The sequence below is a fragment of the Dyadobacter beijingensis DSM 21582 genome, assembly GCF_000382205.1.
GTDB classification, from domain to species: domain Bacteria; phylum Bacteroidota; class Bacteroidia; order Cytophagales; family Spirosomataceae; genus Dyadobacter; species Dyadobacter beijingensis.
Genome location: NZ_KB907786.1, coordinates 1,281,899 through 1,306,010, shown reverse-complemented (window position 1 = coordinate 1,306,010; position 24,112 = coordinate 1,281,899). Strand labels below are relative to the sequence as shown.

14 protein-coding genes are annotated in these 24,112 nt (G+C 55.8%); 12 read left to right on the top strand and 2 right to left on the bottom strand.

Annotation, left to right across the window (positions count from 1 at the left end):
• Positions 1-2: 2 nt before the first annotated feature.
• The gene (locus H144_RS0105415; protein ID WP_019941026.1) at positions 3-3,131 is read right to left on the bottom strand and encodes a SusC/RagA family TonB-linked outer membrane protein; all 3,129 of its coding nucleotides are present in this window, start codon (positions 3,129-3,131) and stop codon (positions 3-5) included.
• 463 nt (positions 3,132-3,594) lie between these two features.
• On the opposite strand from H144_RS0105415, the gene H144_RS0105410 reads away from it, so the two are divergent.
• Together H144_RS0105410 and H144_RS0105405 are read left to right on the top strand one after the other, a co-directional pair.
• Positions 3,595-4,077, top strand: a complete 483-nt coding sequence (locus tag H144_RS0105410) for a DUF7678 domain-containing protein (protein WP_019941025.1) — start codon at positions 3,595-3,597, stop codon at positions 4,075-4,077.
• 79 nt (positions 4,078-4,156) lie between these two features.
• Complete coding sequence (locus H144_RS0105405; protein WP_019941024.1) at positions 4,157-5,182, top strand: ankyrin repeat domain-containing protein; 1,026 nt, start codon at positions 4,157-4,159, stop codon at positions 5,180-5,182.
• Here the strand turns inward: H144_RS0105405 and H144_RS33780 are convergent.
• Positions 5,145-5,351 (bottom strand): hypothetical protein, encoded by a 207-nt coding sequence (locus H144_RS33780; RefSeq protein WP_084599908.1) that lies wholly within the window; start codon positions 5,349-5,351, stop codon positions 5,145-5,147. The genes H144_RS0105405 and H144_RS33780 overlap by 38 nt on opposite strands.
• Before the next feature lie 73 nt (positions 5,352-5,424).
• Between H144_RS33780 and H144_RS0105400 the strand changes: the two genes are divergently transcribed.
• The 10 genes from H144_RS0105400 (at position 5,425) to H144_RS0105355 (ending at position 24,111) form a co-directional block, all read left to right on the top strand.
• A complete protein-coding gene (locus H144_RS0105400) occupies positions 5,425-6,666 on the top strand; it encodes a sensor histidine kinase (protein ID WP_019941023.1) in 1,242 nt (413 codons plus the stop codon).
• 26 nt (positions 6,667-6,692) lie between these two features.
• On the top strand, positions 6,693-6,941 hold the full coding sequence (locus tag H144_RS0105395; protein ID WP_019941022.1) for a hypothetical protein: 249 nt from the start codon (positions 6,693-6,695) through the stop codon (positions 6,939-6,941).
• Between the two features lie 77 nt (positions 6,942-7,018).
• The gene (locus H144_RS0105390) at positions 7,019-7,732 is read left to right on the top strand and encodes a hypothetical protein (RefSeq protein WP_019941021.1); all 714 of its coding nucleotides are present in this window, start codon (positions 7,019-7,021) and stop codon (positions 7,730-7,732) included.
• Positions 7,733-7,796: 64 nt separating this feature from the next.
• Positions 7,797-8,792, top strand: coding sequence for a TolB family protein (locus H144_RS0105385; RefSeq protein ID WP_157504451.1), 996 nt, complete (start codon positions 7,797-7,799; stop codon positions 8,790-8,792).
• A 309-nt stretch (positions 8,793-9,101) separates the two neighbouring features.
• Positions 9,102-16,175, top strand: a complete 7,074-nt coding sequence (locus H144_RS0105380) for a type I polyketide synthase (protein ID WP_019941019.1) — start codon at positions 9,102-9,104, stop codon at positions 16,173-16,175.
• A gap of 33 nt (positions 16,176-16,208) precedes the next feature.
• A complete protein-coding gene (locus H144_RS0105375; RefSeq protein ID WP_019941018.1) occupies positions 16,209-20,540 on the top strand; it encodes a type I polyketide synthase in 4,332 nt (1,443 codons plus the stop codon).
• Positions 20,528-20,827, top strand: a complete 300-nt coding sequence (locus tag H144_RS0105370) for a phosphopantetheine-binding protein (protein WP_019941017.1) — start codon at positions 20,528-20,530, stop codon at positions 20,825-20,827. The genes H144_RS0105375 and H144_RS0105370 overlap by 13 nt, the downstream gene beginning before the upstream one ends.
• Entirely contained in the window at positions 20,818-21,642 is an 825-nt protein-coding gene (locus tag H144_RS0105365) for an alpha/beta fold hydrolase (RefSeq protein WP_019941016.1), read from the top strand. The genes H144_RS0105370 and H144_RS0105365 overlap by 10 nt, the downstream gene beginning before the upstream one ends.
• Positions 21,643-21,719: 77 nt before the next feature.
• Entirely contained in the window at positions 21,720-22,916 is a 1,197-nt protein-coding gene (locus tag H144_RS31445) for a glycosyltransferase (protein ID WP_019941015.1), read from the top strand.
• Positions 22,909-24,111, top strand: a complete 1,203-nt coding sequence (locus tag H144_RS0105355; protein ID WP_033402366.1) for a glycosyltransferase — start codon at positions 22,909-22,911, stop codon at positions 24,109-24,111. The genes H144_RS31445 and H144_RS0105355 overlap by 8 nt, the downstream gene beginning before the upstream one ends.
• Position 24,112: the final 1 nt, after the last annotated feature.

Genomic DNA, 24,112 nt, shown 5'->3' with positions numbered 1-24,112 from the left:
TTTTAAAGTGAAAGGTTTAGTCCCAGTGACCACGTGCGCATCTGCGGGTACACATTGTAATCGCCCGAGGCCGCCTTGTAATCGTAGGGGTTGAAGAACGTGATCGGGTTCATACCCACAGCAATGATTTTGGCAGAACTGATCCCCAGTTTTTTAGCCACATTCTGGCCCAGCTGGTACGAAAGGTTCAGGCTCCGCATATTGAACATGAATGCATTGCGGAACCAGAATGCCGAATTGATCGAATACGTTTCCTCGTAGTAAGGATCGGGATAGTTGGCAGCCGTATTCTCCGGCGTGTAATGGTCGGCCCAGAAAACAGGGCGGGAAACGTCCTTGGCAGCCTTTTTGCGGGCGTCGCCGTCCACAATACCCTGCCCGCCGAACGAGCCGGCCGTTACCACATCCAGTTTGAAGCCTTTGAAACCGAACCCGAACGACAGACCGAAAGTATAATGGTTGTTCTGTTTTTTGGTCAGGAATTCCTGGTCGTCTTCCGTGATCTTGCCATCGGGCGCGGCGTAGGAGCCGTCCGTCTGGCGCGGACCGCGGAGATCCTGGTAATAGAGCATGCCCGGTTTCGGTGCGTAACCCATAATGGTGTAATCGGGGTTCTTTTCCAGGAAACGGTCCACATCCTCCTGCGTGCGGAACATGCCCAGGTAGCGGTACCCCTGCACACCGCGGTCGCTCGACCGGCCCGTCGGATCGAGCCAGGTGTTGCGGTTCGTCGTCGCCACGTCCACGAGAATGTTCTTGTTGTCGCTCCAAGCGAGGAATGCGCCGATATTGTAATCGATATGCTTGCCGATGCGGTCGCTCCAACCCGTCGCGAATTCGAAACCGAACGAATTGACCGTCTCATAATTTTCAGCCGGCATCACCGAGCCGATCGTGAGCGGTACCGAAGAGGCGAGCGTTGTGAGCAGGTTGTAGCCGTGGTCGTGGTAGGCGTCGATCGTCGTCGAAAGGCGGTTGTTCAGGAAAGAGGCGTCGATACCGACATTCTTCTTCGTTACATCGTCCCAGCGGCCGTAATAATTCGGGAGCTTTTCGAGCTTGATACCCACGGTACGGTCGCTGTTGCCGCCGAACACCGCGCCGTTGGAAGCCTGCGGCGTGTAGCGCTGCATCCATTGCCACGCCGCCGTGCGGTCGCCGCCCAGGAAGCCGATCGACGCCCGTAGTTTCAAGCTGTTGATGAAAGGCAATTTCTCCCGGAAAAAACGTTCTTCCGACATCACCCACCCTGCCGAAAGCTGCGGGAATGTGCCCCAGCGGTATTCCGGCGCAAACTTCGTGGAGGCGTCGCGGCGGAACGACACCTCGAACAGGTAGCGGTCGGCGAATGAGTAGTTCAAACGGCCCACATAGGAAAGGATGCCGCTCTCGTTGGCGGCATTAGGCCCGATATCCTTCGCCCCGAATGCCGACATGAGGTAATCGTTACCACCCTCGAAAATTCCTTCCTTCATCGTCGCAATGCTTTCGGTATAAATCTCCGACTGTTCCACGAGCGCCAATGCGCTCACCGAATGCCGTCCGAACTGCCGGGCATAGCTGAGATTGAAATTCAGCTGATAACCATCGGTGTAGCCGGGGTTGAAGCGCAGCCGGTCGCCGTTGTTAAGGCGTGTCGGCGCATTGGGCGTGCCGCCGTAAATGTGCTTGTTGTCGCCCAGCATCGAGAAGCCGTAGGTCTTATAATAGGTACCAAACTGCTTGCCCCAGTCGTTACCGAGGTTTTTGTTATACACGGTCCGGAGTTTCAGGCCCGGCACAAACGGCACATTGTATTCCAGGTAAGCATTCACATTGAGCACCACATTGCGGGAACGCGTGTAGTTGTTCAGTTTTTGTGCTTCGAAAAAATGGAAGCCCGTCGTCCCCGAACCACCCGGCAGCAGCACCGGCAGGCCGTCTACATAGGGCGGGATAAACTGGGGGGTATTCAACAGGTTCGTCACGTCCTTTTCCGCATTCTCCCCGCCCTGTTTGAGGTAAAACAGCTTGTTGTCGGAGAGGTTACCGCTTACGCCGAGGCCGACCTTAATGTGCTTCGTCACATTCACATCCGTGCTCGCGCGGAAATTCCATTTTTTGTAGCTGATATTATCGACATTACCATTCTGATAAAAATAGGTAGCGCCCGCAAAAAACGTCGCCCGTTCGGTACCGCCGCTGATATTCACGGCGTGCCGGGTGTTCAGCGAAGGTTTCCACGCCATATCGAACCAGTTATGGTTGTTGTTTTTAAAGTATTCCAATTCATCCGCCGAGTAATACTCCGGGTCGGTCGGCGCCAGGCCGCGCGAGCGGTTGAAGTCGTTCAGATAGGTGGCCAGCTGTACACCGTTCAGCATTTTGGATTTATAGGAAGCATCCGACACGCCTACGGTAGTCGTGTAACTGACCGTCGGCTTGCCTGCTTTTCCGCGTTTGGTCCGCACCACTACCACACCCAATGCCGCACGGGCACCGTAGACGGCCGCCGCACCGTCTTTGAGTACCGACAGGTTTTCGATCTCGGAAGCATCCAGCAACTGGAAATCGGCTTCGGAGCGGATCACATCGTCTATAATGTAGAGCGGCGAGTTACTACCGCCGTCTTTGGAGGCTTTTGTCGGGTTACGGATCACGATAGACGCAGGCGATCCCGGGCGTGCCGTACCGCCGCTGATATTCACGCCGGGCAGCTTGCCGGCCAGTGCAGATGAAATGTCGCCCACGGGCAGTTCGTCGAGTTCCTTCATTTTCACGGTCGCCACCGCGCCCGTGAGGTGCGAGCGTTTTTGCTCGCCATAACCAACCACTACCACATCTTCCAGTGCCTTTACGTCCGGTTCGAGCACCACTGTCAGCGAACCGCGGTTGGTGATGTCGATCGTTTGCTTCATAAACCCTACATAGCTGATAATCACCGTGCCGCCGTTCTCGGGCACGTTCAACGCAAATTTTCCTTCCGCGTCGGTGGCCGTTCCGGAGGTCGTACCCGAAAGCAGGATCGAAACCCCTGGCATCGGCTCCTTCGACACGCCATCGATCACGACGCCTTTCAGTACGCGGTTCTGCGCCTGTGCCGTGAATACGGCCAGTAGCAGCGTGAGGATGAGTAGAAGTGGTTTTCTCATGTAATTGAGTCATTTAGAATATAACTATTTCAAGACAATCGCCGGATTTCATTGATAAAGTCCAATTGAAACCATGATCAAGTCTATTTACATGCCCCGTTCCTGCCAAACATTTGACCGTATTTATTTCTGCACACGATACCGGGAACGTTTGCAATGGGTAGTAGAACTTCTATACGCCCCTATGTTAGTGTAAAATCGACACAATTTCGATTATTTATTTTTGTGGTAAAATTGAAAAGCATTCGAAGTAAATATTGCATTATTCAAATACTATTTCAGGGCGCGTATGCTTTCGAATGCAATGGTTTGAAAAGACAACGGGCAAAGATTGCGGGTAAAAAACCTTATCAAGAATCGGTATAAATCCAAATTTCTATCCCCCTCGCACAAAAAGCCGGGAAGCCATTGAATCACTCCCGGAAGCTGCGTATGTTTGGATAGATGCAATATGGAACGGGTTATGGTGAAGCAAAAAGTCTATCGAAAACACATACAACTGACTGAATTTCAAATCAAAAGATTATACGAGCTGAGCGAGTTCGACGGCGTTGACCCGGCCGAGCACGCCATGCGCGCTATCGATGCTTACCTGAAAAACAAGAAAACGGACCTGCCGGCCAAGGGCCAGGCGCAGATCCGTACCAAGGTAAAAGACCAAAGCAACGATCCGCAAATCGAAGGGGCGGTGTGGCTTTCGGGGACCGTGAACCAGTACGAGTTTTCGGCACTGATCCTGAAAACGCCGGCCAAAACCGCCATGGAAAAGGGACGGATCTCCAAGCTGGCTATCTGGGACCCGGCTGTGCGCAAGGCCACGAACAATTTTATCGGCGCCTGCATCGTCAACTACGACCGCGGCTGGGACATCCGCCCGAGCCGTCGCGCCGAGATTTACTACCATCCGGTAAAGGCGCTGCTCGACGAATACATCGCGTCGCATTAGGCATCACGGGCAGGCACCGCTTAATAAATAGCTGATTTACAAACTGCCCGCCGGGTTACCGGCTAGCTAATTTTGCGGCATGAAAACAATCACCCTGATCAGCTGGTGCCTGCTCGGCCTCTATACCGCTATTCTGATCGGCCTGCTGCTCTTCGCACGGTCCGGTTCCTCCGATGACCGCATGGCCAGCGGCTACGTGATCATGCTGTTCATTCCCCTGGGCATCCTGGCGGCCATTAACCTGCTGCCGTTCCAGTTTACGCGCATAATGGTGCTGGTACTCAGCATCGCGCCGGCAGTCATGGCGATTTTTATGCTCGCAGCTTCGCCCATCGTCAACAATATCAGGCAGGGCTTCTGGGCCCAGGAGGATGCCGCCTTGGCCGATGGTTCCTATTATTTCAAAGACGAAGCGCAGCGGAAACTGGCGGCGCATATCGCTGTGCTGGATAATGCCAGCCTCCGGGCGGATCTGCTGCAACCATTTGCGGGTATTAACAAAGCAGGCCGCGAGCAAACGACGCTGCTGGATTTCGCGGCGAAACAGGGCCTGCAAGCAGATCCTGCCAAACTCATCGAATGTTTTGAAATACTCGTCAAAAACGGCGCGAAGGTCGATAACGGCGATCCGGCGCACACGCCCACGCATTTCCGGGTCCTCGATTACGACCCTTCCGTATTGAAATGGCTGCTCGACCACGGCGCCGACGCCAATGCGCATGAAGCCGGCACCGGTACGCCCGTGCTGTTCCCCGCCATCCACCGCGACCGGTCCGACAGCACCAAAACCGACAAAGTGCGCCTGCTCCTCGAACATGGCGCGGACCCTAACGTGATCCCGCCGCAGGTCGACGAGCTTGTGATCGTCACATCGATGCTCATGTCCGCTGCCGACGCCGAGGCCTGGGACATATGCAATGCCATGCTCGACCACGGGGCCGATCCATTCTATAAAACACAGAGCGGCTGGGACATTTTCCAGGACGTGGCATACCAGTCGAAACAGTTCAAAAGCTGGGGACAAACGCCGCCGGAAAATTTTTCCGTGCTCGCCGCAAGGCTCGCCGCTATCCGTGCGAACGGAAGTAAAAATACGCCCCGATAAACGTGATAATGGCCGCAATCGGGCCAAGTACAAATGCGCTTGTCATACTCGCTTCCATGGACTTATCGTGGCTGTTGGACGACAACTTAACGATCGCATAATATCCTCCGACGGCGGCTATCAGGTAGGCGGCAAATGCAACGAGCAAAGACAGCAGGAAAATTTTCATAGACAGTAAGTTTAGGTTATCCGGAACCCGGCACCTAAATTTACTAATCCACCTGCTATTACACATTCACAAAATGGTACAACCCGACGACTATTTATTTGCCGATATCGAAAGGGTTCAGCAAATACCGATTGTAAAAACGGTGCTCGAAGTAATCTGCCGCTCCACCGGCATGGGCTTCGCGGCTGTGGCCAGGGTAACCGAAGACCGGTGGATCGCGTGCAGCGTGCAGGACGAGATCGGCTTCGGAGTCGAACCGGGCGGCGAACTGGAAATCGCGACGACGATCTGCAATGAAATCCGCGCCAGCGGCAATGCGGTGGTCATCGACCATGTGGACGAAAACGAATTTTACAGCGGGCACCCCACCCCGAAACTGTACGGTTTCAAGAGCTACATTTCACTGCCGATCGTGCTCAAAAACGGCAGCTTTTTCGGAACGCTCTGTGCAATAGACCCCAGGCCCAACCAGTTGCAGAACCCGCGGGTGATCGGGATGTTCAACCTGTTCTCCGAGCTGCTCGCATTCCACCTGGACAGCATCCAGCTCATGGAACGCACACGCTCGGCTATGCACGAACTGGCCGGCCAGCTGCTCGTCTCTAACGACGAAAACCGCCAGTACCGCCATATTTCGAGCCATAACTTACAGGAACCGCTGCGAAAACTGCGGGTATTCAGCGATATGCTCGTGAATGCGACCGACCGCTACGAAGTGGACAAGGCCAAAGACCTGGCGGTCAAGATCCGCAGCAGCGCCCAGCAGTTTTCAATGATGATCAAGGACTTGTCCGAATTTTCGGAGCTGAATAACAGCAGTCCGTTCGAGAAAATAGACCTGGGCAATATCCTGGCCGACGTCACGGCGCAGCTCATGCCGCAGATCGAGCGCCGGGAAATCATCATCGAAACCGACACCCTGCCCGTCGTGCAGGGCGTCCGCGACCAGATCGAACAGCTTTTTTACCAGCTTATGCACAATGCCGTCAAGTTTGCGGGCTACGAACAACCGCCGCGCATCCGCGTTACGGCGCAGGAACTGGCGCTGCACGAGATCGACGATCTGCTGCCCGAACCGCTGCAAATGAGCTATGCGGAGATCCGGGTTGAAGACAACGGCATCGGCATCGACGATTCGCAACTCGAAAAAGTGTTCGACATATTCGCCCGCCTGCCCACCGGGAGCTTCAAGCAGGGCGAGGGCGTGGGGCTGGCCTATTGCCGCAAGATCGTACGTAACCATAAGGGCATTATCAAGGCCGAGCCCAACCCCGGTAAGGGTACCACATTTGTAGTGACGCTGCCTTTGTTTTAATTCAACTATCGCCCCCCTCTCTGAATATGAAAACCATCGTGTACGCATGTATGCTCGTGGATGCCGCTGCGGCACTGTTTCTCCTTTTTTCACTTTTCAGCAGCGACCAGGATTCTGCCGGGAAAGGCATGGTGTTCCTGCCGATCCTCGCGCTCATCGCATGTGCCGCCGGCGCCTATTTCCTGCTGAATGCCGGTCATCCGGGCTGGGCGCTGACCGTGAGCGGCTTTCCGGTGATCATCATCGCCTACCTCGCATTCATCAGTTTTACGTGAACAATAGCAGGTGGCACGGCGCGTAGAATACGGTCCCCCGGTTCTTTTTGAGATACCAATTACAAAAAAACGTCCGTATGCAAGCCCGAAGCCTCATCCTCGCATTCTTCACAATATGCCCTGCGCTGGTGCAGGCGCAGGTCCCCAAGGTGTTCAAGGTGAAGGCGGGCGAGTATCCCGACAAGGTAATCCCCTATGCCGACCGCTACCAGTTCCCGCAGTTTATGCCGGGTAATGCGGAGTTCGTCAATGGCCGGAGCTCCCAGGCGCGGTTCAACTACAACTATGTCGGCGGGCATGTGCTTTTTGTGGATTTCAAACGGGACACGCTCGAAATCATCGACCAGGCATTGCTGAAACAGATCACGATCGGCGACAAATCCTACCGGTTCGACAAGCGCTTCGGCTACTGCGAGGTCGTGGGCACGTTCGGGCGGGCGAGCCTGGGCAGGCGCGAGGTGCTGGCACGCATCGGTACCGAAAAGGGCGGACCTTACGGCATTTCCTATACGGCTTCTGCGGTAACGACCTACCGCAGCTATTCCAGCGACCGGGGCGCCTCAACCAGTAAACTCAACGCGAATGCCGAGGGGGTGTTTACCTATCGCTCCGCACTGTACCTGGTCGACAACAACAACCGCTTTTACATTCCGACACCCGCAAGCATTAAGAAACTGTACCCTGCGCACCGGAAGCAGATCGACCAGTACCTGAAAACCAATCCGGTCGATTTTGTCAAAGAGCCGGACCTGCTGCGGCTGCTGGGGCATTGCGATGGTTTGGCGAATTAGGCAGGGCAACGTTTGAAATGGATTTTGTGTCAATGCGTATACAAAAACGTTAAACTACCGCGCTATGAGAAAATTAATGCCTGTGATCGTCCTGTTTCTCGTGTTCAGCTGCTGGCCGCCGGGCATGGACCCGGACCGGAAGGACGGTAAATTTCTTTCGGAAGTGCTGAACCTGGAAGAATTCAATTCGGAGTACGACGATTATAACTCATCGCTGCCGCAAAACCGCTCCGGCGATACACACCTGATATTTTCATCGAAACGGGCGCGCAAAGATGTTTTCAACCTGGTTTACTTCCCGGCGCATTTCACATACGGCAAACGGTTGAAGCTGGAAAAAGGAAAATCCCAACCGGGGCTCGACTACTTCGAGATCTACGACAATGCCGAGCATTTAATCGGCAAGGTGAATGGCAATTTCAATGTTTACGGCCCGCGCCTGATTTCGCTCCGACAGGATTTCGTCAATTACGGCACGAAAGACGACCTGCTTCTATTCTACGCGGACGACGCTTCCGGGAAAATGGACATCAAATATGCCAAACGCGGCACGTCCGATCCTGAGCCTGTGCAATACCTCAATTCTCCGGCGAACGATGCCTACCCTACTTTTTCCCGGGGGGGCGACCGCATTTACTTCTGTTCCGACCGCGACGGCAATTTTGACATCTACGAGGTAAAAATCCCGCGCAAAGAACGGGATACCGTCACGGTGGAAAGCCTGGTAAAGCCCTTGAAATACGAGATCAGGAAGGTGGAGGAGCTTTCGGGACCTTATAATGACAAATGCCCGTATCTGCTGTACGATACGATGGTTTTCGTGTCCGACCGCCCCGGCGGCCAGGGCGGTGAAGACCTGTATTACTCCGAATATAAAGATGGGAAATGGTCGGTGCCTGTCAACGCCGGACCGCGGATCAACACACCGCATAACGAGTACCGGCCCGTCCTTCCGGACATGTCGAATTTCAACTACACACTGTTACTCTTCTCATCCAACCGCCCCGGCGGTAAGGGCGGTTACGATCTTTACATGACAGGGCTTAAACAACGCTGGTAATATTATCCAATGACGGAGAAAGCCGCTATCGTCGCAAAATGCGACGATAGCGGCTTTCTTATTGACCGCGGGTTTACCACATGTAACCGAAATCATTAAATTATTTCACAAATAAATACCACACGCATCGCAGTTTCTTGTAGTAAAATTTCAATTTGCTATTAGAAGTAATTTCTCGTATTATAATTTACGTATATTTCGCCATGAACCGGACGATATCAGTTGAAACCATCTGTACTTCTCCTGACCCTGCCAGCCAATATCCTCCAAGCGAGCTGATTAATAGAGATTTACTAAAAAAACTACGTTATGAAAAACCTGGAAATGATCGGTGTTACTCCGATGGAGCGACCGGATGCAACCCTGGCCTTAGCGCTGTCGGAAGCCGGAGCTTTCCCAGTAATCCACCTCGGAAGAGATCAACAAATCGCTACGAACGCTCTGCAAAAGGTGGCGTCGAAAACCAAGAAAGCTTTTGGCGTATGCTTCGCCGACAACACACCGCTTAACATTGCATTACCTGAACAAGTTACACTAGCAATCCTACCATATGGCCTGACTTTTCCTAAACCTGCAGACACGCTTCAAATCATTATCCAGGTTACCAGTGTAGCCGAAGCGAAGCTCGCCAAAGCCGCCGGTGCGGCGGGGATTATCGCGAAGGGAAACGAAGGGGCCGGGGTCGTAAGCAGCGATTCTTCCTTCATTTTGTTTCAACGTATAATGAGGGAGGTTAGCGACATCCCGGTATGGGTGCAGGGCGGTATCGGCGTGCATAATGCCGCCGCCATCACCGCGCTCGGCGGACGCGGCGTGGTGCTCGACAGCCAGCTGCTCCCCTTCCCCGAATGTTCTGCCCCTGCCTCCCTGAAAGCGGTGAGCGAGAAGCTGAACGGCAATGAAACCCGCGTGATCGACGGTTTTCGTGTGCTTGTTAGGCCGAACTCGCCCGCATTGCCCGCTCAACCCGTGCGCGATCATCTGGACGGATTTCTGCACACGATCGACCTCGATCAAGGATACATTCCGCTCGGGCAGGACATTGCCATCGGCACCGACCTCGTCCGCCAATACAAAAAGCTCCCCCGGCTCGTTTTCGCGGTTAAGGAAGCCATGTTCGGGCATTTGCGGCAGGCCAAAAACCTGAACCCGCTGGCAGCAGACAATGCCCTCGCACAGGCGCTCGGCACGCAATATCCTATTGCACAGGGGCCCATGACGCGCGTGAGCGACGTGCCGGCATTTGCCCAGGCCGTAGCGAACGCCGGTGCATTGCCGTTCGTAGCCCTGTCGCTCCTGAAAGGCGACAAGGCCCGCGGGCTCATCCGCGAAACGCGCGCACTGGCAGGCGATAAGCCCTGGGGCGTGGGCATTCTCGGCTTCGCCGACGAGGCGTTGCGCGACGAGCAGCTCTCCTACATTACCGAAGAAAAACCGCCCGTGGTACTCATCGCAGGGGGGCGTCCGTCGCAGGCGAAGCCATTGGAAAAGCTGGGCATCAAGACATTCCTGCACGTACCATCGGCGCCGCTGCTCGATATGTTTTTGAAAGAAGGGGCCAAACGGTTCATCTTCGAAGGCCGTGAATGCGGGGGCCATGTGGGCCCGCTGTCCAGCTTCGTGCTTTGGGAAAAACAGATCAACCGGCTGTTACTGGAAGAGCAAACCGAGCAGCTTGAAGTGTTCTTCGCAGGCGGCATTCATGACGATTTTTCCGCGGCGATGATCTCCGTGATGGCCGCGCCATTGGCCGCACGCGGCGTAAAGGTGGGCGTGCTCATGGGCACCGCTTACCTGTACACGCAGGAGGCCGTAGCTACCGGCGCCATTCTGCCGCAATTCCAGGAGCAGGCATTGGAACATACCGAAACCGTACTGCTCGAAACGGCACCGGGCCACGAAACCCGCTGCCTCGAATCGCCTTTCGCCGCCGATTTCAATGCGGAAAAGGCCCGTATGGAAGCGGCAGGCATGGATAAGAAGGAGATTTGGGCCGAGTTGGAAAAACTCAATGTGGGCCGGCTCCGCATTGCCGCCAAAGGCATTGAAAGACAAAAAGATAACCTCGTAACCATCGCCCCGGACGAACAAATGAGCCGCGGCATGTACATGATCGGGCAGGCTGCGGCTATGCTCAACAAGGTCGTGACGATGCGCGGGCTGCACGAAAACGTGGCGACGGGACACTATGCATACATCGAAAAAGCGGCGCTGCCGAAGGCGCCGAGAAGGAAGAAGAAGGCATTGAATGTCGCCATTGTCGGCATGGCTTGCATTTACCCCGGCGCCCGCAACATCGAGGAGTTCTGGGGCAACATCCTGGCCGGCAAAGACTGGGTGACGGAGGTGCCGGACGATCGCTGGAACAAGGCGTTATACTACGACCCGACCGTTTCCGATGGCAGTAAATCACATTCGAAATGGGGCGGTTTTATTCCGAAAATCGACTTCGACCCGCTGGAATTCGGCATTCCGCCGCAATCGCTGGCGGCCATCGACCCTACCCAGCTGCTGAGCCTGCTCGTAGCGAAGCAGGCGCTCGACAACGCCGGCTACGGCGCGGATAACAACCGCGACAATGTATCGGTGATCATCGGCGCAGAGGGCGGCAACGACCTGGCCAACAACTACGGCTTCCGCTCGCTTTTCACACAATTTTTTGGTGAAATACCCAAAGAACTCGACGACGCATTGCCGAAACTGACGGAAGACTCGTTCCCCGGCGTGCTGGCGAACGTGATTTCCGGCCGCATTACCAACCGACTGAACCTCGGCGGCCGCAATTACACGGTAGATGCCGCCTGCGCCTCTTCCCTGGCGGCCATTGATCTCGCGTGCCAGGAACTGGTGCTCGGCCGCTCCGAAATGGTACTCGCCGGCGGCGCCGACCTGCACAACGGCATTAACGATTACCTGATGTTTTCCAGCACCCACGCGCTCTCCCGCAAGGGACGCTGCGCCACTTTCGACTCCGAGGCCGATGGCATCGCGCTCGGGGAAGGCGTGGCGATGGTCGTGCTGAAACGCGAGGACGACGCCCTGCGCGATGGTGATACGATTTACGCCGTCATCAAAGGTGTGGGCGGATCCAGCGACGGTAAGAGCCTGGGACTCACCGCTCCGCGAAAATCGGGGCAGGTAAAAGCATTGGAACGCGCTTACGATCAGGCAGGTATTTCGCCGGCCGAACTGGGCCTCGTGGAAGCGCATGGTACCGGTACCGTCGTGGGCGACAAGACCGAGCTCAGCGCTTTAACGGAAATGATGCTGGCCTCCGGCGCATTGACCAGCCAGACACACCTCGGCTCCGTGAAAACGCAGATCGGCCACACCAAATGCGCCGCAGGCCTCGCCGGGCTCATCAAGGCCACGCTGGCCGTATACCACGGCATCAAACCGCCGACCATCAACCTGAAAACGCCAAACACTTACTATAATCCGGAAACGAGCCCGTTCGCATTCCAGACCAAACCTGCGCTATGGACCGACAGCCGCCGCGTGGCGGGGATCAGCGCATTCGGTTTCGGGGGTACCAATTTCCATGCGGTCATCGAGAGCGCTTCCGGGAACAAGCCGAAGAAATCGGTGAAAGCATGGCCTGCCGAGCTGCTCGTCTTCCGCGGGGATACGCTGGAAGAAGCTTTGAAACTGGTGAAAGTTGCCCACGATATTCTCGAAAATGACGCGGTTTCGCTGCGCGATGTGGCTCATAGTTTGCATTTGTATTGCGAAAAGGCTGTGCAGGTTTGCATTGTGGCTGGGGATCACGGGGATGCGCTGGCTAAACTAAATAATGTTCTGGAAACCGGGCAGAGCCTGGCAACATCGGCGAACACCAGGCAGAGCTTGGCGGCATATGGGGGTATTTACTATACCAAAAACATCGAAGGTAAAGTAGCATTCATGTTCCCCGGGCAGGGCAGCCAGCGTGTAGATATGGCGCGCGACTTGTTTGTGGCATTCCCGGCAATGCGGAAGTTATTGAGAAAGCATCCTGCCTACCAGCAGATCATTTTCCCGGATGCTGTTTTCAATGAAGCATCGGCAAAGGCACAAAAGGAGAAAATCAAGGATACCCGACTGGCACAGCCGCTGCTGGGCGTCGTGGACCTGGCGATCGCCGAACTGCTCCGCGACCTTGGCATACACCCGGACATGGTGGCCGGCCACAGCTATGGCGAGCTGCCTGCATTGTGCTTTGCAGGGGTGTTTGAGGCCAACCAGCTTGTGCCGCTCAGCGAAAAACGCGCCAAATCGATCCTCGATGCCATCGGTGACGACAATGGAGCGATGGTAGCCGTGAACTGTCCCGAAGACGAGCTGACGCGCATTGTTTCGGAGATCAACCACATTTACCCGGTAAACCACAACTCGCCGCGGCAATGGGTTCTGGCCGGAACTACACCGGCCGTCGCCGAGCTGACGGCCAGACTCACCGAACTGAAAATTTCGTTCCGCCAGCTCGAAGTGGCCTGTGCATTCCACAGCCCGCTGCTGGCCGGCTCGAAAGCACTTTATACTGCTGAAATGCAGGATGTCGCATTCGCCGAACCTGCATTGACGGTGTGGTCGAATACGACTGCCGCCCCCTACCCCGCTTCGCCGGAGGATATCAAGGAGCGCCTTTCCGACCACCTGGTACGCCCGGTGCGGTTTTCGGAAGAGGTGGTGCAAATGTATGAGGACGGCGCCCGCGTATTCGTGGAAGTAGGCCCGGGCAAGGTGCTTACGGGGCTTACCAAATCGATTTTGGGCAAAGATGAGGTCTGCATTTATACCGAAGACAAGGACCAGACCGGCATTACGCAGCTCCTGCACGCGCTGGCGGGCTACATCGCCACCGGTCGCAGCATTGATTTTAACAAACTATTCGAGGACCGCGACGTGCGCGTGCTCGACCTCGACAAGCCGGAACAATACCGGAAAAGCATTACTACCTGGCTCGTAGACGGCCAGATGGCGCTTCCACTCCACGGAAAATTGCCCGAACACGGCGCATTGCCGGTGACCGAGCCGCTGAAACTGGCCGCATTCCAGCAGCCGACGATTGGGACCCCGGCGGCCGGTGCCGAAGCCGAACGTGTGGTTCATGAATACCTCAATAGCGTGAAATACCTCATTCAGGCGCAGCGCGATGTGGTACTGGGTTACCTGGGCCAATCGGTGCCGCCTGCGAGGAATATTGAAATTGAAGAACCGGCATTGAGCGGACTCGCGGCCAATGCACCCGCACCCGTTCCGATCGTGATCGAAAAAGCGGTGGCGGCCCAGGCGGCCGCCAAACCGGTCGTGGTGGACGTGAAGGCGTTGGTGATGCAGGTAATCAGCGATAAAACGGGCTATCCGCAGGAAATGCTCGGTATGGATATGGACCTCGAAGCCGACCTGAGCATCGATTCCATCAAACGCATGGAAATCATCGGCGAGCTCCGCAAACAGCTGGGCGGGTTCGATGCCGGCCAGCAAAATGAAGAGGCGGTGATCGAACAGCTGGCGGCGATCAAGACCTTGAACTTGCTCGTCAACTGGATCACCGAACACCAGCAGCAGGTTGCTGCGACCGTTTCTCCTGCACCACAAACCGCCGGCGTGCCCTTGAGCAAGCTCTCGATCACCCAGGACGGCGTGATCGAAGAATGGCCGGAAAGCCGCATTAAATCGGTGCTGCTGGAAGCGGTAAGCGCCAAAACCGGCTATCCGCAGGAAATGCTGGGCATGGATATGGATCTGGAAGCGGACCTGAGCATCGACTCCATCAAACGCATGGAGATCATCGGTGAGCTGAAAAACAATATCGACGGACTGATCCGGATTTACCAGGAACGCGGCGAGGAGCTGGTGGAAAAACTCGCATCCATTAAAACGCTGAACGGGCTGATCGACTGGCTGTCGGAAGCATTGGGCGGTGCGCAGGATTCTATTCAAAAAGCGGAAAGCCTGCATGTGGCGCCTGCCCCGAAAGCGGTTTTAAACGAAAAACTCTCGCGCCTCCGCTTCGAACTGGCACCCTCGGCCATCCCGGCGCTTAACCCCGCCGCATTGGCAGGCAAACGATTCGCGGTAACCGACGACGCGGGCGGTGTAGCAACGGCCATCAAGACGATTTTTGAGCAAAATGGTGCAGAAGTAAGCATCATTTCCACCGAAGATTCCCTGCAAGGGTTCGACGGACTCATTATCCTGAACATTTTCACTTCACGCCTGAAACCGACGATCATCGAATCGTTTTCGCTCATTAAAAAGCTGGATTTCAGCAAAGTGAAATGGGTTTACACCATTTCCGACACCCAAAGCGCGCTCGACAAAGACACCGACGTGAAGCTGCTGCGGCATTTCCAGGGTTATGCGGGACTGTTGAAAAGCCTCGATAAGGAATACGACCAAACCAAATGCAGGCTGGTGAGCATTACCTCCCAGCTTCCGGCCGCACAGGTGGCGGGCATTACTTTCAATGAAATCCTGCATACCGACGAGCCTTGCGAAGTGGTATATGAGGGCAGCCAGCGACAAACGGTGGAACTGGTCCGCTCCGAAATCGTTACCGGCGCCAACCCGGATATCCACCTCGACAAAAAATCGGTGATCCTGGCATTAGGCGGCGCACAGGGCATTACTTCGGAACTGATTGTGCGGTTTTCGAAAGACTACCCCTGCCATTACGTGCTCGTCGGCCGCTCCGCCGACCCGCGCCAGCACGCCGACCAGTCGCTGGCCGGTCTGAAAAACAGGGAAGATATCCGCAGACGCCTCATCGCGTCGGGCCAGCTCAAATCGCCTGCCGAGATCGAGAAGAAAACGGAAGAAATACACAAGGCCAACCAGATCCTCGGTACCATTTCCGCTTTGGAAGGCAATGGTTCGACGGTAAGCTACCATTCCATGGATTTGCGCGACGAAGAAGCGCTGATCGCGATGGTGGAAGGGCTGTACAGCCGGTTTGGCCGCATCGACGGCGTCATTCACGGCGCGGGGCTGCTGGAAGACAAGCTGTTCCATCAGAAAACACCCGAATCGTTCGAACGCGTGATGTCCACGAAAGTGACGCCGCTGCGGGTTTTGGCCGAGCATTTGAAAGACGACGTTCAGTTCGTGACCCTGTTTTCAAGCGTCGCCTCCGTATATGGCAGCCGCGGCCAAACCGATTATGCGGCCGCCAACAGCGTACTCGATAAATATGCCTGGGAATTGCGCAAGAAGATCAAAGGCAAGGTAACGGCCATTAACTGGGGCCCGTGGAAGGGCACCGGCATGGTGTCGCCCTCGCTCGAAAGGGAATACGAACGCCGCGGCATCCCGCTGATCCCGCTTGGAGACGGCATGGAAACATTTGTCAATGAACTCAAATACGGCACGGAAAGCCAGGTACTGATCATGGCTGAATAAGCGGCGGAAGGCGTTGAACAAATTGCGACCATCATGAAAAGAAATGCAGAGATTGCCGTTATCGGTATGTCGGGGATATTCCCCGGCGCGGGCGACCTTGACGCCTTTTGGGAAAACATCCGCACCGGGGTGGACGCCATCGAAACCGTGCCGGAAAGCCGGATGGACAACTTGTTTTTTGACGAAAAACAGGCCGGAGCAGCCACGGCTGTGGACCGCTTTTACTGCCGCCGCGGTGGCTTTATAGACAATTACGCCGATTTCGATCCGATCCGGTTCGGGATATTGCCGCTGGCTGTGGAGGGAACCGAGCCGGAGCAGCTGCTCGCGCTCAGCCTCGCCCACAAGGCGCTTGCGGATGCCCACGCATTCACCAACGGCGCCAATTTTGCCAAAACAGGCATTATCATCGGCAAAGGCAACTATACCGGCCCCGGCGCGACGCGGGCGATCGAGATCGTGCGTACCGGACAGCAGATCGTGGAAGTGCTCAAAAGCATTCTCCCCGACCTGAAAAACGAAGACCTCGAAAGAGTCAAAGCCGAATTTCAGCAGAAAAAAGGCCGTTTTTCGGCGGATACGGCCATGGGATTGATCCCTAACCTGACGGCTTCGCTCGTGGCCAACCGGCTGGACCTCGGCGGTACCGCGTACACACTGGACGCCGCGTGCGCAAGTTCGCTGCTCGCGATCGACCATGCCGTGCAGGAGCTCAACTCCGGCCGCGCCGATATGATGATCGCGGGCGGCGTGCATGCCAGCCAGAATGCGCCATTCTGGAGCATTTTCCACCAGCTGGGTGCATTGTCCAAAAACCAGCAGATCAGACCGTTTGACCAGCGTGCCGACGGGCTGCTGATCGGCGAGGGCTGTGGTTTTGTGGTATTAAAAAGACTATCCGACGCGATCGGCAACGGCGACCGTATCTATGCCGTCATCCAGGGCGTAGGCGTGAGCAGCGACGGCGCGGGGGCGAGCGTCATGAGCCCGACCGTGCACGGGCAGGTGAAAGCCATTCGCCAGGCCTGGGACATGGCCGGCATCGGCACCGACCAGATCGGCTACCTCGAAGCACATGGCACCGGCACGCCGCTCGGCGATAAAACGGAGCTGGAAACGCTGGCGAAGGTGTTCGGGCAGGGCGGTACCAAAGCGGGGATTGGCTCTGTCAAATCGATGATCGGGCACGCGATGCCTGCGGCGGGCATTGCAGGGGTGATCAAGACGGTACTTGCATTGTACCACGGGCAGCTGCCTCCTACCCTGCATTGCGAGGAGCCTGTGGAAGCACTGGCCGATACGCGGTTTGAGCCGGTAAGACAATTGACCGACTGGAATGCATCGGGCCTGCCGAGGTATGCAGGTGTGAATGCATTCGGCTTTGGCGGGATTAATGCGCACGTTGTCCTGCAAGGTTGGGACAAAAGTCCTGAGAATAAGACTACAAATGCCGTTTCAATCAACACAAATGTCCCCGCCCGTGACGAAGTTTTGCTCCTCGCACGCCCTACGCACGAGGCATTGCTGCGCGCATTGGAAAAAGGCGAAAAGGAGACCGGCACGGGACATCACCGGTTAGCCGTGTTCGACCCGACGCCGGAACGCATGGCGAAAGCGATTAAAATAGTTTCCAAAAACAATGTCTGGCGGAACAAGCAGGACATTTGGTACACAAACGAGCCCTTGCTCGCGAATGGCGGCAAAACCGCTTTCCTCTTCCCCGGCCTGGACGGCCTGGCGGGCGGGGAAATCGACAGCGTGGCGGCGTATTTTCAACTCCCGCGTTTTGAGGCAGGCGAAACCGGCGACGAGCAATCGGTGTTCAATACGGCCATGAAACTGCTCGAAAAGAGCCGGATACTCGATTCTGCCATTAAAAAGCTGGGGGTCGTGCCCGATATGAATGCCGGCCACAGCCTGGGCGAATGGCTCGCCGGCCGCTCGTCCGGATTAGCCTCGGAAACATCGGTATTGCAGCTGCTCACGCGCCTCAACCCGGAGCTTTTTGAGGTAAAAAACACGAAATTCCTCGCGGTAGGCTGCGGTTATGACCAATTGAAACCGTGGCTGGAAGGCAGGAAGGACATCTACCTGTCCATCGACAACTGCCCGCAGCAGGTGATCCTCTGCGGTACCATCGGTGCGGTTGAGGACTTTTCGGCCATTTTACGCACACATCAGATCTTCCATCAGCAGCTACCGTTCCAGTCCGGCTTCCACTCTCCTTTCGTAAAGGATAAGCTGGACCGGATACTGGACGGGCTGGATACGATGGAGTTCCAGCCGACGGCCATTCCGCTCTGGTCGGCCACGACGCTGGACATTTACCCCGAATCATTCGGCGAGATCCGCTCGCTGAGCGTGGAGCATTTGGTAAAACCGGTGCGCTTCCGCGAGCTGATCGAAAAATTATATGCACAGGACGTGCGGATGTTCGTGCAGGTAGGCTCCGGCGGGTTGGTCGGCTTTGTCGATGACACTTTGAAGGGCAAGCCATACAGTGCCATCACCTCCAATGTGCCGATCCGCGGCGGGTTGCAGCAGTTGCAGCGCGTGATGGCCGCATTGTTTGTGGAGGGCAAAAACGTTGACCACACGTTTATGGGCATTGAAAATCAGCCGCCTGTGCAGCGCAGACCGATGAAATTGCAGCTCGGTTCGCCATTTGTGACGGAGCTGGAATCTTTAAAAAAAATCACATTTACCCAGCCGAAAAAGGAACTCGCACTGGATGATATTGCAAGTCCGGTGATGCGCGCATTGAGCGCCAACCTCGACGAAATGGCATTGGTACAATCGGAAATCGCGGAATTGGTGCGTAACAGGCCGTTTGGCGCAACAGGTGCGCAGACTTCGGCCCAGCCTGCCGCTGTCAAGCCACCTCAGGATCGCCTGCCGCAGGAACGCCTGCCGCAGAATCGCCTCGCGTTCAAAAAGCAGCTTGATCTATCGTTGCAGAACAGCCCGTGGCTTATCGACCATTCGCTTTTGAAGCAAAAACCGGGCTGGCATTGCGTGGAGGATATGGATCCGGTGATCCCGATGACGATGATTTTCGAAGTGTTCGGCGACATCGCGCGGGAGCAGGCGCCTGAGCTCCGTGTGCAGAAGATCATGGCGATCAAGGTATTTCAATGGATGAATGTCGTGGAACCGTTCCGCGAAACCGTTACCGGCGAATGGAAAAGCCCCGACCGGGTTTACCTGGATCTTGACAAATACGCCAATGCGGAAGTGCTGCTTTCGGAAACGAAAGGCGTACCCGAAACGAATCGCTACGAAATCGGCGAATCGCTCGGTATCAACATTACGCCGGAGCAGATATACCGCGAAAATATGTTCCACGGACCGGCCTACCAGGGCATCCGGGAAGTGATTACCGTAGGCACAAACGGCATTACCGGCCTTATTTCCGGCGACGCGGGCAAAGGTTCGCTGCTGGATAATGCCGGGCAGCTGTTCGGACTCTGGCTGCAACTCACGCTCACGAAAGACCGCATCGCATTCCCGGTAAAGATCAACGAAGTGGAATTTTATGGTGAAATGGAGGATCAGCAAGGCATTTTCGAATGTACCTGCCGCCTTACCGAACTTACCGAAGATACCGCCACGGCCGATTTCATCCTCAAACGCGACGGCACAGTGTGGTCGATCATCCGCGGCTGGCAAAACCGCCGCCTGGAAATCGACGACAAGCTCTGGAACGTGTCTATGGCCCCGTTGCAAAATATATTATCCGACGAAGTGGCGCCCGGCGTGTTCCTCTTCCGCAATGCCTACCAGCGCGTGGTTTCGTGGGATTTTATTTTGAAAAGGTATTTCAACCAACCGGAAAAGCGGCACCAGCGTGGGCTGATGCCTAACAAAAAGAAGGAATGGATGATCAGCCGGGTAGCCGCCAAGGATGCCACGCGCATGCTCCTGCTACGCACACGTCACGAGGCTTGTTTCCCGATCGAGTTCGAAATCCGCTCCGACGAGGCAGGCAAGCCGTTCCTCGACGGACCGATGACCGGCGGCGTCCACATTTCACTGGCCCACAAGAACCTCGAAGCCGTGGCCATAGCCAGCGACAAGGGCCCGGTAGGCATCGATATTGAAGAAATACAGCCCCGGAGCGCCGGTTTTACCGAGATCGTTTTTACCCCCGCCGAACTGGCGCTGCTCGCAGGCCGCGACCAGGACGAATGGATGACGCGCTGCTGGGTAGCCAAGGAAGCATTCGGCAAAATGCTGGGGAAAGGGCTCATGGGCAACCCGAAAGCCTATCAGATTGAAGAGATTAAGGAAAATGCATTGCGCATTCAAAATACATGGATCAATACTATCAAACATTTTAACTACATCATCGGATGGACCAACTGATACAGGAAAACAAGCTGAGCAAAGAAGAGATTTTTGAAACACTCAACCAGTTTATCACCGAAGTGATCGGCGAGGAATTTGTAGAGGAAATGGATATTACGCCCGCCAGCTCATTTACCAAAGACCTTGAAATGGACAGCATCGAGATCGTCGCATTCTCCGAAAAAGTCAAAAACCATTTCGGCCCGAACATCGATTTCACAGGCTGGCTGTCGAACATGGACCTCGACGAAATTATCCGGCTGAAACTCGAAGATATCATCAATTACATCCGGGAATGCCAGTAATAGACCTGCCCAACATCCGCCTGCACGTACAGGAACTGAACCCCGGAGGCCGTGAGACGATCATCATGGTGCACGGGATGTTCAGTAACCTGGCCGTGTATTATTTCAACATCGCGCCCATGCTCGCGAAGCATTTTCGCGTGGTGCTGTTCGATATGAAAGGCCACGGCATGAGCGGAAAAGTGAAAACCGGCTATGACCTTACCTCGATGACCAACGACCTCCACGACCTGATGGACGCGCTCGGCATTGAAAAGGCGCACCTGGCCGGGTACAGCTACGGCGGGCTGGTGGCATTGAAAATGGCGGCACGCTTCCCGGAGCGCGTCGGCAAGCTGGCGATCATCGAGGGCCCCGACCCGAGCGAGCAGGAAACACTCGCGATCATCGATACGTACAGCAAGGAATTTTTGATCCACTATATCGAAAATTTCGCCGACACGACGCGCCTGCTGGCAGGGAAACGGCAGTTGGAAAAGAACCACCGGATGTATGAGTTTTTGTTCAACGAAACCTCCATCCGGTCGGATATGGAGGCGGAAAAGGCCTTTTTCAACGATCCGTCGGTAGCGGCCATCCCGCACGAAACGCTGTTGATCTATGGCGAGGATTCCAACTGCGTACCCTCGGGCCGCACGCTGGCTTCCCGGATCCCGAACGCCAAGCTCGTCCTCGCCCCCGGCGATCACAATGTACCCGTTCAGCAACCCGAAGTGATTGGGAAGGAATTGGAAAAATTCCTCAAACCGGGCCATCGGCGGTTGCTCGAAAAACACCCCGGCGCCCGTCGGCCGAGGCCAACGGAAATCGATTGAAAAATAATCCTATTGCCCCGGACTTCATTCCGGGCGCGATTCAGAAGCGCACAATAATCTGATACTGACCCGGAAAAATGTCAAAATTCGCTTTCATCGTCCCGCCGCTCACAGGCCATATCAATCCGACCCTCTCGGTGGGTGCGGAACTGCTGGCTTTGGGTCATGAGGTGGCGTGGATCAGCCTGGACGAGCAGTTGCAGGCGAAACTGCCGGAAGGCGGCCGGCTGCTCGTGATCCGCTACGACCAGGACGATTCCGAAAAAAAGGCCAATGCCGAATACCTGGACATGATTACCAAAAAGAACGTCTACGGTATCGAAAGCATTAAGTTCCTGTATGAAGAAGTACTAGTTCCCCTTAACCGCTACATGTTCGACGGGCTTATGAAAATCCTGCAAGCGTATCAACCTGACGTGGTCATCAACGACCACCAGGTTTTTGCAGGGGCTATGGCCGCGCATTTGGCGGATATACCTTACGCCACCTCGGTAACCGCTCCCGCAGCCGTTAAAATGATGGAAGATTTGCCAAAAATCCATGAATGGGAGACGCGGCAGATTGTCGCCCTTCAGCAAGAGCTCGGTATCGGAGGCGAAAAGAGCCTGGCAACTTCGGAGCTGCTGACGCTCGTGTTCACTTCCCGTGCATTCTTCGGGGAAATGGAACTGCCTCATCACTACCGCTTCCCGGGCCCGGTGATTGCTCGCCGCGCTGGCGACGTTCCCTTCGACTGGGGCCGCTTGAAAAGCCAGACAGTGCCCAAAATCCTGATTTCCATCGGTACCACGTTCGATCACCAGTTCAAAAAGGACTTCTTTTCAAAAGTAATCGAAGCATTCGGCGGCGAGGACGTATTTGTTGTCGTGGTGTCCGACGAGGCGTTGTTCGAAAGCTGGCCGGCCAATTTTCTGGTACAGCAGCGCATACCCCAGCTCGAACTGCTTCCCCATCTCGACGGTGTCGTCTGCCACGCAGGCCATAATACCGTCTCCGAAGCGCTGTCGAACGGCCTGCCGCTCGTAGTGATCCCGATCGCCTACGACCAGTCGCACGTGGCGGGGCGCGTGGTGGCGAACGGGTGCGGCGTGCGCCTCAATTTCAACCGTTTTAAAGCCCCGCACCTTAAAAATGCGGTCGGCGATATATTAAATGATCCGGGCTACCGGGCCGCGGCACAGCGCATCCGCCAATCGTTCGAAGAGGCAGGAGGCACTAAAACCGCCGCATTATGGCTCGATCAGCTACCCGTTAAAGTCTTTCAAAATGGCTAGATTTCTATTTGTAGTACCTCCTTTTTTCGGACATATCAGCCCCACCCTGAGCGTGGGGGCCAGCCTGCTCGCCAACGGCCATGAAGTGGCCTGGACAGGCCTCGTTCCCCTCGCCGACAGGCACATTCCCGACGGCGGGCGCTACATTCTGCCCGAAGCCGAACTCGCGCCACACCAGGACGAAATCGCGCGCATCCTCAAACGCCAGGACGACGGCCCGTCGCTTTCCGGCCCGGAAGTGATGAAACTCGCTTTGGAAGAAACCTACATCCCCTTCGCGCGGATCATGGTACCGGGCGTGATGCGGGTGACCGAAGATTTCCAGCCGGATGTGATCGTTAACGACTGCATTACCTTCGCTGGCGCGCTGGCGGCCCACCTCAAAGGCATTCCGTGCGTGACCACCACGCCCGTACCGCCCGACGTGATGGGCGACACGGCTAATTCGGCGCCGAAAATATTTGAATGGCAGCAGAACCTCATCCAGGGCCTGCAACGCGGGCTCGGCATTTATACCGACGAGTTCGTGATCCATTCGCACCAGATGAACATCGTCTTCACTTCGAAGGAATTTGCCGGTTTTCCCTACCCCGACCCGCATATGAAGTTCGTAGGCCCCGTCAAAGGCCGCCCCAACGACACGCCGTTCGACTGGAAAAAGCTTGAAAAAGCCACCGGCCCGAAGGTATTTGTCTCGCTGGGCACCTTGCTCGTCGATATTCGCAAAGAATTTTTTCTCAAACTCATCGAGGCATTCGGCAATGGGCCGATCACGATCGTGGCTGCTACCGACCCGTCGGTGATCGACGAATGGCCGGAGAACTTTATCGTGCAAGGCTTTGTGCCCCAGGCCGATATTATTCCCAAAATGGATGCGGTGATCTGCCACGGCGGGTTCAATACGGTGAACGACACGTTTATGAACGGCCTGCCGATGCTTATCACGCCCATTGCATACGACCATTTCCATACCGCCGCGCTGATCGAAAATGCGGGTTGCGGCATCAAAGTCCGGTACAAGCGCCTGCGCGTGGCCGATGTGCAGAACGCCATGCAGGAACTGCTCGAAAACCCGAAATACCGCCTCGCGGCGCAGCATATCCGCGATACCTTCACCCGGGCCGGCGGCAATGCGAAGGCCGTTTCGCTCCTGGAAGATTTCGCGCTCAGTCACACCGTCACCGAAAATGCCTGAC